The organism is Alloprevotella sp. oral taxon 473 str. F0040 (genome assembly GCF_000318095.2).
In the GTDB taxonomy this organism is placed as follows: Bacteria; Bacteroidota; Bacteroidia; order Bacteroidales; family Bacteroidaceae; genus Alloprevotella.
Window position 1 is genome coordinate 10,011 of sequence record NZ_KB290717.1, and the last position, 21,503, is coordinate 31,513.

The 21,503-nt window shown below is 44.9% G+C and carries 20 protein-coding genes; 11 read left to right on the forward strand and 9 right to left on the reverse strand.

What is annotated here, in order from left to right; all coding sequences use genetic code 11:
- The 3 genes from HMPREF9999_RS10750 to HMPREF9999_RS05645 all read left to right on the forward strand — a co-directional run.
- On the forward strand, positions 1 to 210 hold a 210-nt coding region (locus tag HMPREF9999_RS10750), incomplete at its 5' end, for a hypothetical protein (RefSeq protein WP_009437526.1).
- 386 nt (positions 211 to 596) lie between these two features.
- Positions 597 to 2,273 carry a glycoside hydrolase family 25 protein gene (locus tag HMPREF9999_RS05640; protein WP_009437527.1) on the forward strand — a complete coding sequence of 559 codons (1,677 nt, stop codon included), beginning with the start codon at positions 597 to 599 and terminating at the stop codon, positions 2,271 to 2,273.
- A 242-nt stretch (positions 2,274 to 2,515) separates the two neighbouring features.
- Positions 2,516 to 3,430 (forward strand): dihydrodipicolinate synthase family protein, encoded by a 915-nt coding sequence (locus HMPREF9999_RS05645; protein WP_009437528.1) that lies wholly within the window; start codon positions 2,516 to 2,518, stop codon positions 3,428 to 3,430.
- A gap of 655 nt (positions 3,431 to 4,085) precedes the next feature.
- Here the strand turns inward: HMPREF9999_RS05645 and HMPREF9999_RS05650 are convergent.
- On the reverse strand, positions 4,086 to 4,949 hold the full coding sequence (locus HMPREF9999_RS05650) for an AraC family transcriptional regulator (RefSeq protein ID WP_044063222.1): 864 nt from the start codon (positions 4,947 to 4,949) through the stop codon (positions 4,086 to 4,088).
- A gap of 172 nt (positions 4,950 to 5,121) precedes the next feature.
- Between HMPREF9999_RS05650 and HMPREF9999_RS05655 the strand changes: the two genes are divergently transcribed.
- The 5 genes from HMPREF9999_RS05655 (at position 5,122) to HMPREF9999_RS05675 (ending at position 11,138) form a co-directional block, all read left to right on the forward strand.
- Positions 5,122 to 6,405, forward strand: a complete 1,284-nt coding sequence (locus tag HMPREF9999_RS05655; protein ID WP_009437532.1) for a TolC family protein — start codon at positions 5,122 to 5,124, stop codon at positions 6,403 to 6,405.
- 56 nt (positions 6,406 to 6,461) lie between these two features.
- Positions 6,462 to 7,394, forward strand: coding sequence for an HlyD family secretion protein (locus HMPREF9999_RS05660; protein WP_044063290.1), 933 nt, complete (start codon positions 6,462 to 6,464; stop codon positions 7,392 to 7,394).
- A gap of 13 nt (positions 7,395 to 7,407) precedes the next feature.
- Positions 7,408 to 8,913 (forward strand): ATP-binding cassette domain-containing protein, encoded by a 1,506-nt coding sequence (locus HMPREF9999_RS05665; RefSeq protein ID WP_009437534.1) that lies wholly within the window; start codon positions 7,408 to 7,410, stop codon positions 8,911 to 8,913.
- A 70-nt stretch (positions 8,914 to 8,983) separates the two neighbouring features.
- On the forward strand, positions 8,984 to 10,042 hold the full coding sequence (locus tag HMPREF9999_RS05670; RefSeq protein ID WP_009437535.1) for an ABC transporter permease: 1,059 nt from the start codon (positions 8,984 to 8,986) through the stop codon (positions 10,040 to 10,042).
- A gap of 7 nt (positions 10,043 to 10,049) precedes the next feature.
- Entirely contained in the window at positions 10,050 to 11,138 is a 1,089-nt protein-coding gene (locus tag HMPREF9999_RS05675) for an ABC transporter permease (RefSeq protein WP_009437536.1), read from the forward strand.
- Between the two features lie 209 nt (positions 11,139 to 11,347).
- Here HMPREF9999_RS05675 and HMPREF9999_RS05680 read toward each other — a convergent pair whose 3' ends face one another.
- The 8 genes from HMPREF9999_RS05680 to HMPREF9999_RS05715 all read right to left on the reverse strand — a co-directional run bounded on the left by HMPREF9999_RS05680 (position 11,348) and on the right by HMPREF9999_RS05715 (position 17,950).
- Positions 11,348 to 12,067: an LrgB family protein gene (locus HMPREF9999_RS05680; protein WP_009437537.1), complete on the reverse strand. Its 720-nt coding sequence runs from the start codon at positions 12,065 to 12,067 to the stop codon at positions 11,348 to 11,350.
- Positions 12,048 to 12,398 (reverse strand): CidA/LrgA family protein, encoded by a 351-nt coding sequence (locus HMPREF9999_RS05685; RefSeq protein ID WP_044063223.1) that lies wholly within the window; start codon positions 12,396 to 12,398, stop codon positions 12,048 to 12,050. Before HMPREF9999_RS05685 ends, HMPREF9999_RS05680 begins: the two co-directional genes overlap by 20 nt.
- A gap of 255 nt (positions 12,399 to 12,653) precedes the next feature.
- Entirely contained in the window at positions 12,654 to 13,145 is a 492-nt protein-coding gene (locus HMPREF9999_RS05690) for a dihydrofolate reductase (RefSeq protein WP_009437540.1), read from the reverse strand.
- Between the two features lie 194 nt (positions 13,146 to 13,339).
- Positions 13,340 to 14,134, reverse strand: a complete 795-nt coding sequence (locus tag HMPREF9999_RS05695) for a thymidylate synthase (protein ID WP_009437541.1) — start codon at positions 14,132 to 14,134, stop codon at positions 13,340 to 13,342.
- A complete protein-coding gene (locus HMPREF9999_RS05700; RefSeq protein WP_009437542.1) occupies positions 14,131 to 14,520 on the reverse strand; it encodes a hypothetical protein in 390 nt (129 codons plus the stop codon). Before HMPREF9999_RS05700 ends, HMPREF9999_RS05695 begins: the two co-directional genes overlap by 4 nt.
- 149 nt (positions 14,521 to 14,669) lie before the next feature.
- Positions 14,670 to 15,938, reverse strand: a complete 1,269-nt coding sequence (locus HMPREF9999_RS05705) for an S-adenosylmethionine:tRNA ribosyltransferase-isomerase (RefSeq protein WP_009437543.1) — start codon at positions 15,936 to 15,938, stop codon at positions 14,670 to 14,672.
- A gap of 16 nt (positions 15,939 to 15,954) precedes the next feature.
- Complete coding sequence (locus HMPREF9999_RS05710; protein ID WP_009437544.1) at positions 15,955 to 17,043, reverse strand: DUF4831 family protein; 1,089 nt, start codon at positions 17,041 to 17,043, stop codon at positions 15,955 to 15,957.
- A 1-nt stretch (position 17,044) separates the two neighbouring features.
- Positions 17,045 to 17,950 carry an NAD(P)H-hydrate dehydratase gene (locus HMPREF9999_RS05715; protein ID WP_198144627.1) on the reverse strand — a complete coding sequence of 302 codons (906 nt, stop codon included), beginning with the start codon at positions 17,948 to 17,950 and terminating at the stop codon, positions 17,045 to 17,047.
- A gap of 333 nt (positions 17,951 to 18,283) precedes the next feature.
- Here HMPREF9999_RS05715 and der point away from each other — a divergent pair, with 333 nt between their 5' ends.
- The 3 genes from der to purB all read left to right on the forward strand — a co-directional run bounded on the left by der (position 18,284) and on the right by purB (position 21,494).
- On the forward strand, positions 18,284 to 19,597 hold the full coding sequence (gene der / locus HMPREF9999_RS05720) for a ribosome biogenesis GTPase Der (protein ID WP_009437547.1): 1,314 nt from the start codon (positions 18,284 to 18,286) through the stop codon (positions 19,595 to 19,597).
- A 6-nt stretch (positions 19,598 to 19,603) separates the two neighbouring features.
- Positions 19,604 to 20,017, forward strand: a complete 414-nt coding sequence (locus tag HMPREF9999_RS05725; RefSeq protein ID WP_009437548.1) for a hypothetical protein — start codon at positions 19,604 to 19,606, stop codon at positions 20,015 to 20,017.
- A 130-nt stretch (positions 20,018 to 20,147) separates the two neighbouring features.
- Positions 20,148 to 21,494, forward strand: a complete 1,347-nt coding sequence (gene purB, locus HMPREF9999_RS05730) for an adenylosuccinate lyase (RefSeq protein WP_009437549.1) — start codon at positions 20,148 to 20,150, stop codon at positions 21,492 to 21,494.
- The last annotated feature ends 9 nt before the right edge of the window (positions 21,495 to 21,503 follow it).

Below are 21,503 nucleotides of genomic sequence, written 5' to 3' on the forward strand. Positions count from 1 at the left end.
AGCCCGCTTGGGCTGCGTGAATTGAAACACATCTTGATCACCATTTTGAAGTTTGGTAAAGATCGCAGCCCGCTTGGGCTGCGTGAATCAATGCTAATTAATTGCAGTGGGCACGATAGTAATATCAGTCTCCGTTTATTCGGACAGAAATCTATTTTTATCTTTGGTATGAGTCTAGTTGCATCAAATATTAGAAGAACTCTTAAATAGAAATGATTCAATAAACCTGAGATAGACTTTTGTATCATGGTGAGATTTCTGTAACTTTGCACCATCAAAACAGACGTTGGGGCAACTTTTTCTTTGTACCTACCTCTACTTCTTGAGTTTAGACTAGAAATGAGTAGGGAAAAATGAGCAAGAGAGTTTAGGTACCACCATCGTAAGAGCATCAACAAGTCGCATACGAATAGAATATAGTTCGAATGCGCAATTAGAATTGCTCTGTATGAAGAGCGTAAGTCAGAAAGGAATGAGTTCGCCTTAGGAGAATCAGATTATTCAAACTGACGTTTTTCTGGCTTTTAAGAATCATCCTTCCTCCTTTTTAGACTGTAGAGAATCTAAGGAGAGCCCCCATTCATTAGACCACTCGAATGAAGAAATACCTTATTCGCACATTTATATCCATTTTAGTCCTAGCACAATTTGTTGTGCTTGGACTTTATTTTCGTCACACCCAAGATGGTGTCAATGCCTTGGTGAACGTCAGCGCACGCAGTGTGTATGCACTCCCTATAGGGGCGAAAGACACCCTCTTTTTTGACGATGTTTTACCCGATAGTGTCCGTTTAATCAGTGATAAGAGAACTAGGGTAGAGCAGTTGCGCACTGTGATAGGACGGAGAGTTTCGAGAGAAAATCTCGTGCAAGCCACGTTCGTAGTACGCAACAAGGTGCTATCTGGAGAAAAGTTGCATAAAATGCTCTTATCTTATGCCAAGGCAGAAGAAAAGTGTGTGGAATCGAATGAGCAACACCTCAAAGAACTGGCGTATTACGCTAAAACTCATAGTGTCATCGACGAAGGTTACAACGAAGTGATGTGTTATCGCGAACAGCTTCTCCAAGAACACCAAGACCAGATGAGAGCTTATCAAAAGCTAAATCGTTATCTTGCGGAAGTTCAAACAGATTCTGGAAAGCACCCAAAGAAGTTGCGCGCCTATCGTCGTATGCAATATAGCGTTAATGGTCAAGTGTATCAGCGCACTGAAGACGCTGGGAACAGTTTTTTCAAAAATACCGATAAAACGCCACGCTTAGGCTTGCTAACCCTTGCCCCCATTGCAAACGTGCCGCAGCAAGGCATCGATGGAAAAAGCCTGTATGCCTATCTCCGTCCGCTACCTGACACCACACATCTAGAGTTCACAGACAGTCTCGGTGTTCATTATCGCTTGCAGCTCGTGAGCAGTGTGCCCAAAACATGGAGCGGCACGCAACTTTCTTCCGATGGCACCTACTATGAAGGCTTTTTCAATGCCCAATATCAGCGACATGGACAGGGATTTGCTGTAGATCATCACATCGTAAAGAGTGGAGAGTGGAACGAAAATCGCTATCGTGGAGAGCGCATGGTCTACACCCCCACGCGAGTCTACGGCATCGATGTGTCGCGCCACCAACATGAGAAAGGCCGTAAGCGATATCTCATCCATTGGAATCGACTGCGCATCACTCATCTTGGCAGTATCTCCAAGAAAAAAGTGTCGGGAGCAGTGGATTATCCTGTGAGCTTCGTCTTCATTAAGGCCACCGAAGGGAAAAGCTTGCTCAATAAGTACTACCTTTCTGATCTTCGTGGCGCGCGTGCGCAGGGCATTCCCGTTGCTCCCTATCATTTCTTCACACATCTCAGTTCAGGATTAGCTCAAGCCCGTCACTTTGTCAAGCATGTCCGTTTGCCGCTTGCCACCTTGGCGCCAATGCTTGATGTCGAACCCTCGAATGCCCAAATTTCCAAAATGGGAGGTCGTGAAGTCCTCTTTAAAGAAATGCTCATTTGGTTGCGTCACGTTGAACAATATTCCCATCGTCGTCCCATCCTCTATGTGAGTCAGCAGTTTGTAAATCAGCATCTTGTTCATGCTCCTGAAGCCCTGCGCAAATATGAGGTCTGGATAGCGCGCTATGGTGAGTTCAAACCCTACGTCAAGCTCACCTTTTGGCAGCTTTCTCCCGATGGGCATGTGCGCGGCATCCATGGCGATGTAGATATCAATGTCTACAATGGCACAAAAAGCGATTTTCACGCTTGGCGCAATTCGTAGCCAGTGCCCTTCGACATCGAAAGAACGCTAAGCTCACACCATAGTCTTAGGGATACCAAGGCACTATTCTCCCTTCTCCACCGCAAGTTCTGCTTAGGGCTTGCGGTTTTTTGTGGCTGGACATCTTGTAAAAAGGTGAAAACCGGGCTTCAGTCTACTATTTTTTACGGCAATCTCTCCACAATCCCGAAATATAGTGCTAACTTTGCTGTATAATATACCACTAATTCTTCCTTATCATCATGGAAAAAATTAAAGGACTCATCGATGCTCCCTTCACACCGTTTCACGAAGACGGTAGTCTCAACCTCGCGCCTATCCCCGAATATGCTGCCCTTCTTGCCCGCAATGGACTAAAAGGCGTGTTCATCAACGGATCTTCTGGCGAAGGCTACATGCTCACAGAAGAAGAGCGCATGCAACTTGCCGAGGCTTGGATGGCAGCAGTGCCTGAAGATTTCAAAGTCATCGTGCATGTGGGTAGCACCTCTGTGATGAGCAGTCGTCGTTTGGCAGAGCATGCTCAGAAGATTGGGGCATGGGGCATTGGTGCCATGGCCACTCCTTTCCCAAAAATCGGTAGCATCGAACAACTCTGTCGCTATTGCGAGGAGATTGCTTCAGCCGCTCCCGAACTTCCTTTCTACTATTATCACATCCCTGCCTTCAATGGAGCTTTCCTCTCTATGTATGATTTCTTGAAAGCCGTAGATGGTCGCATCCCCAACTTCGCAGGTATCAAGTACACCTTTGAGAGTCTCTACGAATACAATCGTTGCCGTCGCTATCAGAATGGTAAATTCGATATGCTGCATGGGCAAGACGAAACCATCCTCCCTTGTCTGGCCATGGGCGGTGCACAAGGTGGCATTGGTGGCACCACCAACTACAATGGTCGTTGCCTCACCGGCATTATCGAAGCATGGGAGAAAGGCGATCTCGAAAAGGCGCGTCAGCTCCAAGACTTCGCACAAGACGTCATTGATGTCATCTGCAATTTCCGCGGCAACATCGTGGGTGGCAAGCGCATCATGAAGCTCATTGGTCTTGACCTCGGTCCTAACCGCGTGCCCTTCATGAGTGTCACTGAAGAAGAAGAGCAAGAACTTCGTCGTCAGTTGGAAGCTATCGACTTCTTCTCACATTGCAATAAATAAATTTTTAGTTGGTAATAGAATAGGTCTTATTTTAAGGCTTCTCTCTATCATGAAGCCCTTGCAGGCCTTTTTCTTACTTCCCTCATGTCGTGTTGCTCATGACATGAGGGAAGTCTTTTATTTCAGTTCTATCGTGGGATGGAAAAAAGCAAGTGGCAATGTAATGGGGAGTAAATATTCTTGAAATCGAATTCAGTGTTAGGAAAACTTTACATATTTATCTCCGCTAATTAACACGCAAAAGAAGTGAGCTTGAGGACTAATGGTAAATATCCCCCTTCTTAGAGCACTAGATATAGAAGATGTGTAGAGAATTTCGTTACAAAAGTGGCTTTTATAGCCATTATTTTAAGAGAATAGGCGAGAATTCTCCAATCTATCAGGTGATTATCTCCTAGTTGTTTTGAAAAATCTCCCACGTTACTTGAGAAAACTCCGAGATAATGAGCATGAAATCCCTAATGAAGCTAAGTTAAGTCTAACAAAACAGAGAAAAGACTCAAAATGTCGCAAACTTTATTTCTAGTTGAGCGAAAACTCTAACGATTAAAGAATTACTCTTTTAACTCATTGTACTTTGTATTATCGTAAATGTTTTCACAGTTTGGCTAGAACAGGAAAGTTTCGAGCATAGTTGGTCACTATAATCGGCATTTTATTCCATCTTCGTTTGGTATTCCTTAGGAGTTAGCCCTGTGATGCGTTTGAAAAAGTTGTGGAAAGCCGAGGGACTAGAGAAGTTAAGTCTGTCGGCGATTTCATAAATCATCATTCCTTTTGTGTTGAGAAGTACTTTAGCCCGTAGAATAACGGCTCGATTGAGCCAAAACATCACGCTTTGTCCGCTGATTTCTTTGATGACTGCAGAGAGATAATGAGGCGTGATGTGGAGTTTTTCTGCATAGAAAGGAATATTGCGTTGTACTTCACAGTGTTGGTGTACTAAGCGTTTAAAGTTTTGGAAAAGTTGTTGTTGTCGAACAGCCATATTAGTGACTGAGGTAGCATTTTTATCTTTATGCAGACATTGAATATTGGCTACCATAGCTTGTACAATAGGGAGTACTACTTCTTTGCGAAAAGGAGTGTGCTGAGCTAAATCCCAAGTGAGAAATGCCATCTTGAGCAGATGCTGAAAATCTTCGGGACAGGCTGAGAGCACTATATTTTCGTCGATGCGCAATTCTTCACGAATCACAAAGACTATCACTCTTAAGTCATTACTATAATCTTTTAATTCCACGATGCTGTCGGCGGGTAGTAATAGTACGTCGCCTTGTTGAAAGCGTTGATTCTCAAGATCTAAATTGACAACTGACCATCCTTCTAAAAAAAGAAGAAGGTGAGCTTCTGCTACATGATAGATGGTTTCTTTGCGTAAGAAGGTCGAATTGCGAGGTCTCCCATTGATGATAATACTTAAGTGCTGATTGTGAAAAAAGTGAGCATCACCACATACTAAATCATTGAGAGACATATTCTCGACTGACACATAATTAATAGTTTTTTTCTCAGACATAAGATTCATTATTTGTACGATGCTATTACAAAGATAGGGGATTCTATCATCACTTTAGTGAGAAAATAGAGAAAATCATACAAATCATGAATTTCTTGTCCTATTTTTATAGTAAAGGCTGCTACATTTATTTCTACATTTGTCGTAGTAATTCAAACAGAAACAGCCAGATATGAAGAATATACTCCTTTCTCTTTCAGTTTTTCTTTTTATGGGAATGGCGCAAGCTCAGACCTTGGAAGAGTGCCAGCAAGCTGCTGAAAAGCATTATCCGCAGATTTGTCAATATGGGCTCATCGAGAAGACAACAAATCTCACTGTTGCTAATATTGCGAAAGGATGGTTGCCGCAGATTTCAGCATCGGCACAAGCCACGTATCAAAGTGATGTTGCAGCATGGCCAGAGACAATGCAAGGAATGATGCAACAGTTGGGAGTGCCCATCAAAGGGCTTTCAAAAACTCAGTATCGCATGGGGGTAGATGTATATCAGTTGGTCTATGATGGTGGAGCCTTACAAGCTCAGCAGGCAGTAGCCCGATCTAAGGGTAGGGTGGAGTCAGCGCAAATGGAGGTTAATCTCTATGCCCTTCGACAACGTGTGCATGAAATGTATTTTTCGCTCTTGCTACTTTCCGAACAAATAGAGCTCAACAAGGATTTGCAAACTCTTCTTTCTGCCAATGCACAACGGTTGGAGGTGATGGTCAAGGGAGGAATAGCAGCAGAAAGTGATTGGCAAAGCGTGAAGGCGGAGCTGCTCACTGCCGTGCAGCAAGGCATCGCGTTGCAGTCTCATCAGCGAGCTTTGCAACAGCTACTCTCTGTTTTTTGTGGTATTGAGGTGCAACATCCCAAAAAACCAGCTTTTCAACTCCTAAGCCAGCGACCACAATTGGAACGTCCTGAACTGCGAGTGTTTGAGTCGCAGCTGCAAGTGCTGGAAGCGCAAGAAAAAGCTCTCAAGAGTACATTGCTCCCAAAGTTCGGATTTTTAGCTCAGGGCTTTTATGGATATCCAGGTTACAATATGTTTGAAGATATGATGCGCCATCGCTGGAGTCTCAATGCTATGGTGGGAGCAAAACTCACTTGGAACCTCAGTGCCTTCTATACTCGCAAAAATGATAAAGCCAAGATTGAGCTACAGCGGAAGATAATAGAGAATCATCGTCAGACTTTTCTCTTCAACAATCAGATGCAGCAGATAGAAACGGAGGAAAACATGAGGAAATATCGAGAACTTATGAAAAATGATGCCGTCTTGTTGCAACTACGCACCGCGGTGCGGAAAGCTGGAGAGTCAAAATTGGCACATGGTATCATAGCAATCAGTGATTTGTTGCGTGACATCAATGCTGAAACCGCCGCACGTGTGCAACAGACCATCCACGAAATTGAATGGCTCAAACAGGTGCACCAGCAATACATCATGCTTGGCCTTGATAAAGAATAGCCAAGTCCCAATATATGGCTCCTACATTTATTAAATGTTCTCAACGTCAAATGAAAATGAAAATTATATTCTTCTTTGCCTTTCCCATGCTCTTTTTGGGGGCTTGCAATAATAGTGAGAAAGCCTATGATGCTACGGGCATTTTTGAAGCTACAGAAATCACCGTTTCTGCACAAGTATCGGGCGAGGTCCAACAATTCGATATCACCGAAGGACAAAGTTTAGAAGCTGGTGCTCAGGCAGGACAGATTGATACCTATCAGTTGGTGCAAAAACTAGGCGAACTTGAAGCTGCTAAGCAACAAATATATGCCAATAACGCAGCTACGGAAAGTCGTCAACTAGATTTGAACAAACAGTTAGCAACGCTGCAGCAACAGATTGTCCATGCTCAGCGTGAACGTCAACGATTTGCTGAGCTAGTGAGAGATGGAGCAGTGCCCCGTAAGCAATTGGATGACCTCAATGATCAAATCTCGCTCTTGCAACGTCAGATGGCAGCCACCAGTGATCAGTTGCGCAGCAACAATGCTGCCTTTGCAGAGCAGAGTAAGGGGCTGCAAGCTCAGATAAAAGGAGTAGAAGCTCAGCAGCGACAACTAGAACGCCAAATCCAGAATGCCACTATTATAGTCCCAAAAGGTGGAGTGGTGCTGGAGAAATTTGTTGAGGCTGGAGAATTTGTAGGAGTGGGTAAACCACTTTTCAAATTGGCACAGATGAACCACGTATATCTCCGCGCTTATGTGACGTCTGCCCAATTAAAGTCTGTGATGCTTGGTCAGAAAGTCAAGGTCTATGCCGACTATGGTGGTGGAAAACAACAAGAATATGGGGGTAAGGTCACCTGGATTTCTTCTCGTTCGGAGTTTACTCCCAAAACGATTGTCACTGACGATGAGCGAGCAGACTTGGTGTATGCCGTGAAAATCGCAATTAAAAACGATGGTCGGGTAAAAATCGGGATGTATGGAGAAGTGAAATTCTAAGAAAATCATTGCTATGATACAAGCAATAGAAGTAAAGGGTGTAAGTAAATGTTATGGCAAGGTGCAAGCCCTCTCGGAAGTTTCGTTTTCTGTGAATAAAGGGGAGGTTTTTGGACTCATCGGTCCAGACGGTGCTGGCAAAACAACTTTGTTTCGTTTGCTTTGCTCCCTGCTTTTGGCTGACACGGGCGATATTCGGGTTGAGGGTTTTGACCCCGTGAGTCAAATGTCGGAGATTCGTCGGAGAGTAGGGTATATGCCGGGAAAATTCTCACTCTATGAAGATCTGACCATCGAGGAGAACTTGCGTTTCTTTGCTACTCTCTTTGACACCACGTTGGAAGAAGGTTATGATGCGATAAAAGCTATCTATTCACAAATCGAGCCTTTCAAAAATCGTCGTGCTGGTGCTCTTTCGGGAGGCATGAAACAGAAGCTAGCTCTGTCGTGTGCGCTGATTCACTCTCCAAGTATTCTTTTTCTAGACGAACCAACGACGGGAGTTGATCCCGTGAGTCGCAAAGAATTTTGGGAGATGCTTGCTACCCTCAAAGAGCGAAACATTACTATTGTTGCAGCAACTCCATACTTGGATGAGGTGCGGTGCTGCGAGCGTGTGGCTTTTCTGGATAAGGGAGAAGTGAAAGGTATAGATTCTCCTGACGTTATCCTCAATCGTTTTGCGGAAATCTTCAATCCTCCTCCTATCGAGCATGAGAAGGAGGCGAACATAAATTTGACTACTCCTCAGCTTGAGCCATCTCCCCTGAAAGGTATGAAAGACTATGTGATAGAAGTAGAGCATCTGATCAAAGCCTTTGGTCATTTTCATGCGGTCGATGACATCAGTTTTGCAGTGAAACGAGGAGAGATATTCGGATTTCTAGGAGCGAATGGTGCTGGAAAAACAACGGTGATGCGTATGCTCACCGGACTAAGCCAACCTACAAGTGGCACGGGACACGTAGCTGGTTTTGATATTCGCACCGAACATGAACAAATCAAACGCAACATTGGCTACATGAGCCAAAAGTTCTCTTTGTATAATGAACTCACTGTGGCAGAGAATATCCGATTGTTTGCTGGGATTTATGGGATGAGTGAGCCAGAGATTGATAGAAAAATGAATGAACTCCTGGCACAACTCGATTTTACAGCCCACAAGCATACTCTTGTTGCCCGACTCCCCTTGGGATGGAAACAGAGGTTGGCTTTCTCTGTGGCTATTTTCCATAATCCTAGTGTGGTGTTTCTTGACGAACCAACGGGCGGTGTAGATCCTGCAACGCGGCGCCAGTTTTGGGAGCTCATTTATGCTGCAGCAGATCGTGGCATCACTGTCTTTGTGACTACCCACTACATGGATGAAGCAGAGTATTGTGATCGTATTTCTATCATGGTCGATGGTAAAATCAAGGCAATGGATACACCTGAAGCCTTGAAGGCAAGATTTCAACAACCAGACATAGATCATGTTTTCACCTATTTGGCGCGACAAGCTACGCGTAGTGCTGATTAAAGTCTCAGTGGATTATGTGAGAAAGTAAAGTTGTTCTTTGTCTCTCTTTCTAATCATTCATCTAACAGATATGAAACAGTTCTTTAGTTTTGTACTCAAAGAAGCGAAACACATCTTTCGCGACAAACGCACCATGCTCATGCTCTTTGGGATGCCTATTATGCTGATGCTTTTGTTTGGCTTTGCAGTGACCAATGATGTGCGAAATGTTCGTACAATAATAGTGGCATCAAGTATGGATTATGCAACTCGACAAGCTACGAATAGACTGGCTGCCTCTGAATACTTTACGATTTCTGCGCAGGTGTCGACTCCTGCTGAGGCGGAGCGTGAGATTCGAGCACAACGTGCGGATATGGCTGTGGTCTTCTCTCCTCAGTTTACTATGAAACATGGGAAGGTGCAGTTTATCGTAGATGCTTCCGACCCCAATCAGTCACAACAATGGACGAATTATGCTACACAAGTGCTCTTTAATCCAGCTCAGTCACTGGTTAATATCAAGCTGATTTATAACCCCCAAATGCGTTCTGCCTACAATTTTGTGCCTGCCATCATGGGAATGCTCTTGATGCTCATTTGTGCAATGATGACTTCTATTTCGATAGTTCGCGAAAAAGAGAAAGGGACAATGGAAATCTTATTGGTGTCACCCACCAAACCGCTACTCATCATCCTTGCGAAAGTAGTGCCGTATCTTGTTGTCTCTGTATCTATATTAGTGATAATTCTTTTGCTTTCTGCCTTTGTTTTAGCAGTACCTATTGCTGGCTCTTTGTGGTGGATCTTTTTAGTTTCGGGCATCTACATATTGTTAGCCCTTTCTTTGGGATTGTTGGTGTCTAATTTAGTGAAGACTCAGTTTGTTGCTCTCATCATTTGTGCAATGATGCTCCTGATGCCTATACTCATGCTTTCAGGTATGATTTTCCCACTCGAGTCTATGCCACAGGTATTGCAGTGGATTTCGACTGTGATTCCCACGCGGTACTATATATCTGCTATGCGAAAACTCTTGATTATGGGGGCTGGCATAGAACAGGTGCTGTCGGAAATCATGATTCTCACCTCAATGCTCATTCTACTGCTCATACTTTCACTAGCTACTTTCAAAAAACGCTTAACATAACAGCCCTATGTCACTCAAAAGTCTTTTGCAGAAAGAAGTTTTGCAGATACGTCGCAACTCGTTTTTGCCTCGCCTTATTCTGATGTTTCCTATCATGATCATGTGTGTCATGCCTTGGGTGATGAATATGGAGGTGAAAAACTTGAAGGTAGATGTGGTGGATTTGGAGTGCAGTCAGCAGTCACAGCGATTGGTTGCTGATATTCAGCATAGTCGTTACTTTGATTTTCAGAGTATGAAGCCTTCTTATAAGATTGCATTGCAAAAGATAGAACAAAACGAAACTGATGTTGTGGTGGTGATTCCCCAAGATTACAGTAAGAATCTAACTTCAGGGCAGGATAAACCTCAGGTGCTTATTGCGGCTAATGCCGTTAATGGTGTGAAAGGGGCTATGGGAACCGCCTATCTTTCGCAGATGGTGATGATGAATGCCTATCCGACACTAGGAGCTCTGCAGGAGAGGGTGTCTATTTTGCCATTGTATAATAAGAATCAAAACTTCAAACTCTACATGATTCCTGCGCTTTATGCCATCATCATCATGCTCATGACTGGATATCTCCCTACACTTAATATTGTAGGTGAGAAAGAAGCGGGAACGATGGAACAGATTAATGTTACTCCTGTGAAAAAAAGAGAGTTTATCTTGGCCAAACTCATTCCGTATTGGGGCATAGCATTGTTTATTATCACTATTTGTCTGCTGTTATCATGGGGTCTTTATGGTATTGTGCCACAAGGTTCTGTATGGCTCATTTATTTGTTGTCTTTGCTCCTTTCTTTGTTCTTTTCTTCGTTGGGCTTGATTATCTCTAACTACAGCGATACGATGCAACAATCTGTCTTTGTGATGTGGTTTTTCGTGATGATTCTCATGTTGCTCAGTGGTTTGTTTACCCCTACACGCTCTATGCCTCCATGGGCTTACCTGACGACTTATGTTAACCCTTTGAGTTATTTCATTGAAGCTATTCGCACAGTTTTCATTCGCGGTGGCAGTTTGGCTGATATTGCTTCTCAGGTGTTGGCTTTATTGGGCATTAGTTCCGTGATGAGTCTTTGGGCTGTATTAAGCTATAAAAAGAATAGTTGATATAGGGCTCATTTTAATGTTAGAGATTGGTTGTTGCTGAGAGGCTTTTTTCTTACGGTACTAAAAAACTCCTAGCTTCCGATGAAGAATGCTAGGAGTTTTAGGGTGAAATGGCCCAGTGTTGTTCTGGGCTCTCAAGGGCTTTGGAGATTTGCTCTGAGAGCCGAGTGATAGTGTGGGTGAAATGGAATGGTGGCCACCTTGTGGGGCTAAATGACTCCCATGATGTGCAATACAATAGGGGTGAGAATGGCTGTGAGCACGCCATTGGCGATGAGTCCAAGGCTAGCGAAAGCCCCATATTTAGCTCCGTTTTCCATAGCACGTGAGGTGCCGACAGCGTGAGAGGCGGTACCCATGCTCAGACCTTGCGCAATGGGACTCTTGACACGACCAATTTGTAGGACGCGGAAACCAGTGACTGCACCAAACAAACCCACGATAACCACGATGGCAGCCGTGAGGGAAGGTATGCCGCCTGCAGTGCGACATACCTCCATGGCGATAGGGGTGGTGACACTCTTGGGAGCTAGCGAGATGACGACTTCTTTGGAGGCTCCCAACCACTGAGCTGTGGCTACAGCAGAGATGATGCCAATGACACAACCTACGGTCTGTGAGATGAGAATAGGAATGAGTTGCTTGCGAATAACCTTAAGTTGTTGATAAAGTGGTACGCCAAGCGCCACAATAGCTGGCTTCAACCAGAATTCAATCTGTGAACCTGCTTCATGGTACACTTCATATTGTATGCCTGTGATTTTGAGAAAGGCTATAAGTACTGCGATGGTGATGAGGATGGGATTGAAGAGCACCCAGCCTGTCTTGCGCTGAATGAGTTTGGCACAGAAGAAAACTACGAAGGTGAGGGCGATGAGCACAAAGGGATTGCTCAAGGCTTCGAGAACATTATTTGCCACGTTTTGCATATTTTCTAACGATTTGGTGTGCCCATCCGGTAGAGAGGAGCACAAGAACAGTACTTACAAGTGTGGCAATGGCGATTGCCCAGAAATCTTTGGCTATGGTGTCAAAGTTAAGCATGAGGGCTACGCCTGGTGGAACGAAGAAGAAACCGAGGTTGCTCAGCAAAAAGTCGGAAATCTCTTTGACCCATTCGAGTTTGATCCACCCCATTTCAAGAAAAGCAGCCAATAGGAGCATACCAATGATGCTGCCGGGAAGACTGATGCCCGTGATTTTTACGAGCAATTCCCCTAGAGCCATGCAGCCGAAGAGGATGGTGCATTGTTTGACCATGTTAAAAGTGTTGATTGATTGCTACAAAGTTACGAGAAAAAGGAGAGAGTGGTGGAAGAAGCTAAAAGAAATGGACATAAAAAATCCACTAGTGCTGAGAATTTGCGAACTGAGGTGCAACATTGCAGCACAAGTGGAAAAAGAAAAGGCTGATTAGAATGGCGGAGAAGAGATATTCATTGTCGCTATTCGTAGTTCAGTTATTTTCCTCTAGCATAGTACAGGAAGAAACAAACGAATGCTCCTCTAAGCTTATTAGCGTCTTACGTAGTCGGCAAACGTGTAGGCTACCTCATTTTGTTCGTCAGCTGCGTGATGTTCTTGATGAGTGAGTTGCCATTCTTGAGGATTCCAAGTTGGGAAAAAGGTATCTGCTAGCTCGGGAGTCGCGTGAATATGAGTCAAGCATAAACGATTGGCCACTGGAAGGGCTTCAGCGTATACAGAAGCTCCACCAATGATGAAGACTTCTTCGTCGTCGGAACAGGTGGCAAGGGCTTCTTGGAGCGAAGCATAAACTTCGGTGTTGGCCCAAGGCGTAGTGGTGCTGCGGGAAAGCACGATGTTGCGACGATTAGGCAGGGCTCCTTTGGGCAAAGAGGCGAAAGTACTGCGCCCCATGATGATGGTGTGGCCTGTGGTCAAAGCTTTAAAACGTTGTAAATCGGCTCGGAGATGATAGAGTAGGCGATTTTCATACCCTATTGCGCCATTCTCGGCCACGGCACAGATGATGGAAAGAAACATGTGACTATATGAGGAATGTGAGTGGAACGGAGCTGTTCGTTTCGTATTTATATTTGCTCGGAGCAGCTGATAAAGAGTGATGCAAGAGAGAGGGCTTTTATTTTCACTACCGTTCGTTGCAACGCAGCGAAACAGCCAATAACATATGAAATGTGCGAGACTCAATGAACAACTGATAGGAGAGCTTGGGCAGACTATACCGAAACCGCGGCAGGAATGTGAGGGTATGGGTCGTAATCTTCGAGTTGGAAGTCTTCAAACTTGAAAGAGAAGAGGTCTTTCACCTCAGGATTGATGCGCATCTTGGGAAGTGCACGAGGGGTGCGGGTGAGTTGCAGTTGTGCTTGTTCCAGATGATTGAGGTAAAGATGAGTGTCGCCTGTGGTATGGATGAACTCTCCTGGTTGAAGGTCACAGACTTGGGCCATCATCATGGTGAGAAGTGCGTAAGAAGCTATGTTGAAGGGAACTCCCAAAAAGGTGTCTGCGCTGCGTTGATAGAGTTGAAGGGAGAGTGTTCCATCGGCTACGTAAAACTGGAAAAGGAGGTGGCAAGGAGGTAGTGCCATATTATTGACTTCCGCTACGTTCCAGGCAGAGACTATGATGCGGCGACTATCGGGGGTGTTGCGGATTTGATCGATTACTTGTTGGATTTGGTCGATGTGTCCTCCGCTATAGTCTGGCCATGAACGCCATTGGTGACCATAAATTGGGCCTAGTTCTCCATCGGCATCTGCCCATTCGTTCCAAATGCGCACCCCATGTTCTTGGAGGTATTTTACGTTGGTGTCGCCACGCAAAAACCACAAAAGCTCATGAATAATGCTTTTGAGATGGAGTTTTTTAGTGGTAAGGAGAGGAAAACCTTGAGAGAGGTCAAAGCGCATCTGATGGCCAAATACAGATTTGGTGCCCGTTCCTGTGCGATCGCTTTTCGTATTGCCTTCATCGAGGATGCGCTGTAGCAAATCTAGATATGGTTTCATAGAGCGTTGGTTGTGATGCGATAGATGACAGGGTGAGAGATGACCGAAATGGTGGTAATGTGTGCCACTGGTTTAGTAATCTGGGTTTCGTTTCGTTGCGACCAGAGTAAGAACACTGAAGTGAGAGATATCAATAATCCTACAATTGTGGTGATGATCGCTGCACGTTCGTGGGTGTTGCCCCAAAGAAAAAGGGTGGCAAAGAAACTTGCTAATGGAAGAACCCAGAAAAGTTGTAGCACTATATATTGGAGTATGTCGAGTATGGTGCTATCTTGGGTGTCAAAAAGAGTGACACCACCGAATAAAAAGAAGATGAGTGTGCCAATAGGAATAAATACATTGGGGAAACTCAAGGCAAGAAGCCACTTAGGATATTGGTTCATCGGGTCGAGACGTTATGAAATCAGACATCAGACTTTAGATCTTTGTTTGTTAAGGGTTAGAACTTGAATGGGGAGTGATTCAAGTTAGTCTAAAGACAACTCTTTTTTTATCAGTCTAATAATGCCTTTTCAGAGAGGAGTTTGGCTTTTTATGCTTCTGTATCTTTTAGTGCATCATAGTTGAGCACGGAAGAATCGCCATAAGAAAGAAAGCGGAAGTCGTGATTGAGCGCGTAGTCGTAGATTTCTTGCCAACGTCCGTCGACGAATGCGCTCACGAGGAGAAGAAGTGTCGACTGAGGTTGGTGGAAATTGGTGACAATAGTGCGCACAATATGGTATTCGTAGCCAGGAGCAATAATAATCTGTGTGGCGGTGTGGAGGGTTTGCAAACCATGCTCGTCGAGATAGAGCAAAATCTCTTGTAAGGCTTCTACAGACGTCAAAGGGGTGGGAGTAGAGGCCGCATATTCATAGGGTAACCATTGGGGCACGTGCAGATCGTCTTCCGATGGTGTGCGCTGCTCTGCACGAGCTTGATGCAAGCGAACGCCTATATAATAAAGGCTTTCGAGGGTACGAACACTGGTGGTGCCAACTGCGATGCACTGTGCTCCGTGAGCAAGGAGGCGTTCGATGGAAGTACGTGGCACGGCTATCCATTCAGCGTGCATGGTGTGACCAGAGATTTCCTCGCTCTTCACAGGTTTGAAAGTTCCTGCGCCTACATGGAGGGTAATCTCGTTGCGTTCGATGCCGCGCGCATCGAGATTTTGCAGTACTTCTTCGGTAAAATGCAAACCTGCAGTGGGGGCAGCCACAGACCCCTTGATGCGCGAGTAGACAGTTTGGTAAGCATTGAGGTCGCTCTCTTCTGTGTCGCGATTCAAATAGGGAGGAATGGGCAATTCACCGATGCTTTCTAGAATTTCAGCCCATGAAATGGAGGTATCATCCCAAGAGAAACGAACCTCAAAGCCTGTTCCTTGTTCGCCTACACGCTCAGCAGTGAGGGTTACAATACGATTTTGCACAGCAACTTCGCGTTGCAAGGTCCCTTCTTTCCACTTTTTGAGATTTCCGACCAAACAAACCCAACTTACTTCGCCTTTAGCTGCGAAGGATAGCTGGTAGTCCAGTGGGGAGAATGGTTCTAGACAGAAAATTTCGATGAGTGCGCCCGTGCTTTTGTGGAAGTGCAAGCGCGCTTGTATCACTTTGGTGTTATTGAACACCATAAGTGCACCCTTGGGCAAGTATTCGGGAAGATGAGAAAAGACTTCTTCTCCAATCGTACCATCGCAGCTGCGTAGCAATAGCTTAGATTGATCGCGTTGCGGCAAGGGATATTTGGCGATGCGTTCTTCTGGGAGAGGGTATGCGTAGTCTTGAATCTTGATGTGCTGTGTGTCGGTCATGACAAAAGTCTAAAAATTACTTGGAGAGTTGTTCGAGGTCTAGCTTTTCTACACGGCCAGTTATAGGAGAAAGACGTACTTTTGTGTTGAATTTCTTGTTGAAAAGCACACCTCCAAGGTGTTCTATACGACCAAATTGAGCAATGGGGATGATACCATCAAACCAAACTCTTTCGTTGTCAAAGAGGCGCACAGCTGCATTGCTGGGAATGCGATAGCGTAGATCTTCCATTTCTTTCTTTTTCTTGGGAGATTCTTCTGCTTCAGGTAGGGTGAGTTGGTCAGACACTTGGAGTTGAATGGGAGTGCCTGCCACCTCGTTGGCATCCACAAAGCCTAAGTAGCGAGAGAACCGGAAAAGCTCAAGAGTTTGTTGTGCTTGTTGCGGAGTTACCTCAAAGGTGACGACATGTTCTTCCATTGTTTTAGTACCCAAGAAGAGCGACAACAAACCATTTTCACGCTGATCGAGCTGTGCCATCATCGTTTTCAATTGCTCCCCGTCCTTGGGATTAAAGTCTGCTTGCCCTTTGGCTAGTAAGCCTCGGTTTTCGCGGATGTCGTAAATCTCTTGGGCTGTGATTTCTGCACGAGCTGCTGTGCTACCTGCACGAAGAATCTCTTGGGTTTTGTACTTATTGCCTTGTGGTCTATCCTTGCTAATTTTCTTCACAGAAGGAGCTTCCAAGGTTGGTAAAGCATCTGCTGTGGTGTTGACGCTCAGTAGACGGCCATCAGGTGCTAGTTCTACAAGTGGAGCAGAGGTTTTATGGTTGAGCTTAATGGTGTAGGCTTGTGTGCGATCAGCCACACCATAAGGAGTCACCTCAATGCTTTGCAGTGTCCAGGTGTCGAAAGGTTGTTGCTCAACATTGGGGGCATCTAAAAAACGCTGAGCGTAAGCTGCATATTCACCAGGAGTATAGCTTTCACGTTGAGCGCGCACCACGATGTGAAGGCGAGTTTGTGGCAAGAAATAGGTTATGCCTTCTGTGGTAATTCCAGGTTGATAGGGGCGTATTTCAGTTTGTGCAGTAGTATTTGAGGGAATACTCAATAAAAGAGTAATTAAACTGTTGATGAAGAGTAATCTATGTAGTTTCATTCTATAGAGAGTTGGAAGTGTCTAAAGTCGAAAATGCAGCGGGAAGTGCTGCAATAATGTCGGAAGCTAAAGTGCAGTAAACTCCCTTTTGCCGAGAAGCCAATAATCCAGCCTGATGATGAAGGTATACCCCTACAATTGCTGCAGACTTAGGTGAATAACCCTGCGCCAGGAGACTGCCGATAATCCCTGTGAGGACATCGCCACTTCCGGCTTTGGCTAAGCCACTATTGCCTTTGGTATCGAGCTGAAAAATCTCTCCATCCTTTGTACAAATGTGTGTGTGATGGCTTTTCACCACTACATGTACTTGCAGAGAAATAGCTAGGTTTTGGGCGGAAGTTAATTGTTCAGCTGTGGTTGAATGTGGTAATTCTAGGGCAGTGCACAATCGTTTGAGTTCGCCAATGTGAGGTGTAAGTACTGTTTCTGCAGGAACGTAGGACAATAGTTGGTAGTCTTGGGCAAGCAGGTTGAGTGCATCAGCATCTAGTACTAAAGGGAGGGGACTCCCAGAGGTCTCTAAGTCTAAGAGCATTTTGAGTTGTGCACGAAAGGCCCATTGCGTTTCGCCGTCGATGCCAATTCCAGAACCTATTGCTACAGCATTATAACCTTTTAATTCAATGAGGCTTGTCCAGTGTTGATGCGATTGTTCGTCGAAATGTAGAATCGCTTCTGGTAGTTTTGTCTGGAAGATGGTATTAGCTGTTTCGGGGACGTGGGCCGTTAGTTTGCCTAGTCCAGATCGTAAAGCCGATTCTGCAGCAAGTAGAGCAGCACCCATCATGCCATAATGGCCACCAACAAGGAGTAGGTGCCCAAATGTGCCTTTGTGTCCATCGGTTGGACGTGGGATGAGGAGTCGAGTGGCTAATTGCGCATTGATTTTTGGAAAAGACGACATTTGCATACTGCAAAGATACGCTTTGTCCATGACATTTAGGAGGAATGGTGCGAGAAATTGCTGTAATAGAATGGTGATTCCCGTGTTTTGAAGAATAAATTCTTCCAAAATCGAAAGATAATGCAGAGTGCAATCTGTAGGGCAAGTTTGTCGTTTTGAAGAGTCTGTATAGGTGAATCGTGAAGAAATCTTTGGAATTAGTAGTTTTCGGTGGTTTTTGGAGGAGGAAATTTGCCTTAGTCCTTATAATTTTGTATCTTTGCGCGCACAATTAAATCGTGGAGAAAGCCGTGAGGCTGTGCTCCCTATTATCGAAAAGAAACGTTATAACGAATGTCTAACTTAGTAGCTATCGTGGGACGTCCCAATGTGGGCAAATCCACGCTTTTTAATCGACTCACAGGAACGCGACAAGCGATTGTCAGCGATGAAGCGGGTACAACACGCGACCGTCAATATGGTAAGGTGGAATGGGGTACCCGTGAGTTTTCACTCGTAGATACGGGTGGTTGGGTCGTAAATTCCGATGATATTTTTGAAGAAGAAATCCGTAAGCAGGTAGTCTTGGCTACTGAAGAAGCGGATCTCATCCTTTTTGTCGTTGATGTACAAAACGGCATCACAGACTTAGATACACAAGTGGCGCAAATCCTACGCCGAGCCAAAACTCCTGTCATTCTTTGTGCTAATAAGACCGATCAAAATGAGGATCGTTATGGTGCTCCTGAATTCTATGCTTTAGGATTAGGTGAACCATATTGTGTGTCTGCTGCCACTGGTAGTGGTACTGGGGATTTGCTCGATTTGATTCTCGCAGATTTACCAGAGAAGAACCAAGAGGAAGGTGAAGATGATATACCACGTTTTTCTGTGGTAGGTCGTCCAAATGCTGGTAAGAGCTCGCTTATCAATGCCTTTATTGGTGAAGATCGTCACATCGTTACGGACATTGCAGGCACCACTCGTGACTCTATTCTTACGCGGTATGACAAGTTTGGCTTCGACTTTTATTTGGTAGATACTGCAGGTATTCGTAGGAAGAATAAAGTGTCAGAGGATTTGGAGTTCTATAGTGTGATGCGCTCTATTCGTGCAATCGAGAACTCTGACGTCTGCATCCTTTTGATTGATGCTACACGTGGTATAGAATCGCAGGATATGAATATCTTTCAGCTGATTCAACGCAACAACAAGAGTCTTGTTGTCGTGGTGAATAAGTGGGATACGGTGGAGGAGAAAACGCAGAAAGTGATTTCTCACTTTGAAGATACTATCCGCGAGCGTATGGCACCCTTCACTGATTTCCCCATTATCTTCTCTTCGGCGCTTACCAAGCAGCGCATATTTAGAGTGCTTGAAACCGCCAAGGAAGTATATCTCAACCGCAAACGCCATGTAGGAACTGCAGCGCTGAATGAGCGATTGCTCCCTCTTATTGAGGCTTATCCACCCCCTTCTATTAAGGGTAAGTATATCAAGATTAAGTATTGCGCCCAAATTCGAGATACGCAAATCCCTACTTTTGTGTTTTATGCCAACCTCCCGCAGTATGTGCGTGATCCCTATAAGCGTTTCTTAGAGAATAAGATTCGTGAATACTGGGATTTCAGCGGTTGTCCTATCAACGTCTTCATCCGTCAGAAATAAAAGACAATGCGTCAATTTTTGTTGCTTGGTGTTTTCTTTTGCTCCTTGGTATTGGTGGCTTGCACTTCTGCTAAATCAGAAACAAAGGATTTACAGATAGTTCCTCTCGAAAACGCTGAGGTGGAGCGTGTGTATGGCTTGTATCAACAAGGAGATTATGCTGCGTATGTAGCAGAGATGGCTTCTTGCGAAAGTGCTCCTGAGAGCTATCGTAAACAAATGGCCGATTTGCATAAGCAGCATGCCATGTTGCAACAAGAGAAAATGGGCGGTGTAGCATCTGCAAGCGTGGTAAAACTGACCCCTTCGGCCGATGGTCGACAGACTAATGTGATACTACGTGTGAATTATCGCAATCAGACCCACGAAGAAATCCTGCTTTCTTTTGTTTGGGTGAAAGATCGCTGGCGACTACGTTGAAGCTCAATATGAGATACGTAGTAGCAATGATGGTTAAAGGAATACCTTCTATAGCTAGACTCTAGATGAGCCTTTTGCTTCTTATCCTGCCACTTACAATAATCCCCCTCAAAATAATCTATCTCTCCCCATGGAATTAGACCTCCTCACTGCCGTCTCACCCATAGATGGACGTTACCGTAGTAAAACTGCAGCACTTGCTCCTTATTTCTCTGAGTATGCTTTGATGAAATACCGAGTGCGTGTAGAAATTGAGTATTTCATCACGCTTTGCGAGCTGCCCTTGCCACAATTGGCTGATTGCGATAAAGGACTCTTTCCACGATTTCGCGCCATCTATGAAAACTTTACTGAAGAGGATGCGGCGCGAGTCAAAGCCATTGAGTCAGTGACGAATCACGATGTAAAGGCTATCGAATACTTCATTAAAGAAGAGTTTGACAAAATCGGTGGTTTAGAAGCCTACAAAGAGTTTATTCACTTCGGGCTTACTTCGCAAGATATCAACAATACGGCTTTTCCCTTGATGCTCAAGGAGAGTCTTGAAAAGGTTTACGTTCCGCTTTTGCAAGAAGTCATCGATGCCGTGAATCAGCGTGCAGAAGAATGGAAGGAGATTCCAATGCTTGCAAAGACTCATGGACAACCTGCTTCGCCCACTCGTTTAGGTAAAGAGGTGCGTGTCTTTGGCTATCGTTTGGAACAGCAGCTTAAGCAGCTTAAAGCTGTACCATTGAGTGCGAAATTCGGAGGAGCAACGGGAAACTTCAATGCACATCACGTGGCTTATCCCCATATCGACTGGGCTGAATTTGGGAACAAGTTTGTAGCAGAAAAGCTCGGACTCGAACGTGAAACTTATACTACGCAGATTGCCAACTACGATAACCTAGCTTCTGTCTTTGATGCTATGCGCCGTATCCATACTATCTTGATTGACCTTGATAGAGATTTCTGGCAATATGTATCGATGGAGTATTTCAAACAGAAGATTAAGGCTGGAGAAGTGGGCTCAAGTGCGATGCCTCACAAGGTAAATCCCATTGACTTCGAGAACTCAGAAGGTAACTTGGGAGTGGCCAATGCGATACTTGAGCATCTCAGTATGAAATTGCCCATTAGTCGCTTGCAACGCGACTTAACGGACTCTACTGTCTTGCGTAATGTAGGTGTTCCTATGGGGCATGCTCTTATAGCCTTCTCATCGACACTTAAAGGTTTGGGCAAATTGTTGCTGCGTGAGGAAACTTTGGCTACAGACCTCGAACAAAACTGGGCGGTTTGCGCAGAAGCAATCCAGACTATCCTTCGCCGCGAGGCCTATCCTCATCCTTATGAGGCACTCAAAGCCCTTACGCGTACGAATGCAGCCATTACACAGCAAAGTATCTCAGAGTTTATCGACACGCTTGAAGTGAGCGATGCTATAAAAGCAGAATTACACCAGATCACTCCTCACAACTATACTGGCATTTAAGCGGAAAAT